Source organism: Gluconacetobacter sacchari, assembly GCF_014174255.1.
Taxonomy (GTDB): domain Bacteria; phylum Pseudomonadota; class Alphaproteobacteria; order Acetobacterales; family Acetobacteraceae; genus Gluconacetobacter; species Gluconacetobacter sacchari.
Genome location: NZ_JABEQJ010000096.1, coordinates 1 through 1,025, shown reverse-complemented (window position 1 = coordinate 1,025; position 1,025 = coordinate 1). Strand labels below are relative to the sequence as shown.

The following is a 1,025-nucleotide window of genomic DNA, read 5'->3' as shown; positions in this document are numbered from 1 at the left end:
TTCCAGTCCTCCCTCACCCCCGCGGGGTGGAGCAGCCCGGTAGCTCGTCAGGCTCATAACCTGAAGGTCACAGGTTCAAATCCTGTCCCCGCAACCATGAATCCCGTTTGATATCAAGTAGTTAGCCCGCTCTTCGAGCGGGCTTTCTGCGTTCTGCTCCACAAACTGGAATCATATAGGAATCATTCGGGAGAGAATTCCCGCGTAGTTCCCGGATACGGGAAGGCCGGCCTGAGCTCCTCGAAAAGCACGCGAGCCGACTTGCGCGTCTTTCAGGTCGAGCGGATTTTTTGATCTGTCCCGGAATGCAGAACCAACGATGTGTGGGGCATTCTTCGAGCCCCGCACTTTTTCGGTTTCAAGGGAGAACGGATAGTTGAATATATCTCGTCGGGCATGTGGCGTCTCCTGACGAACTGGAGGCTCGCAGGCAGAGAGGTCTAACCAAGCAGCAGGCAGGCGGGTTGATCATCGTTGCGTCTCGGCTTTCTACGCTGCAATTCTTCTTGTTCCTAGTTCATTAGGCATGTTAAGTCCCGGTGCGGGAATTAGCAATTCTGATGCTAATCGTTTAATCTGGACAGAATAGTTTACATCGAACGAATATTGATGACACGATTTATACAAATTCCGAATTTGTGGAGTGTCATCGTAGGTGACTACCCAGGGCCTTTTGAGCGAGAGGATTTGCGTAGCTAAACGCGCATGATCATCCGGACGATAAAAACTGGTATAAAGGCTGGATCCTTTGTTGAAATACGGTGGATCTATGCAAAATAGACACCTTTCTTGAGTAGAGTAGGATGCCTTTTCTAGAAAATCTATTGCGTCTAGGTGTGTGAGATGAATCCTTCTTTTATATCGCGCAACGCGTCTAATTCGATGAATTAAATCGTCTTTGTTGAAACGGCAGTCTAGGCCCTGTTAGCGCTTGAAATTCTTCCCATATTGTAGGGATGAAAGAAGGAAACGGAACAGGCACTTTCACGGACGAAACATGGGCGATCTGGGAACGACTGATTGAA

1 tRNA gene is annotated in these 1,025 nt (G+C 48.9%); it reads left to right on the top strand.

Annotated features, from left to right (window positions below):
* Positions 1–20: 20 nt before the first annotated feature.
* A tRNA-Met gene (locus tag HLH48_RS22810) sits at positions 21–97 on the top strand.
* Positions 98–1,025: the final 928 nt, after the last annotated feature.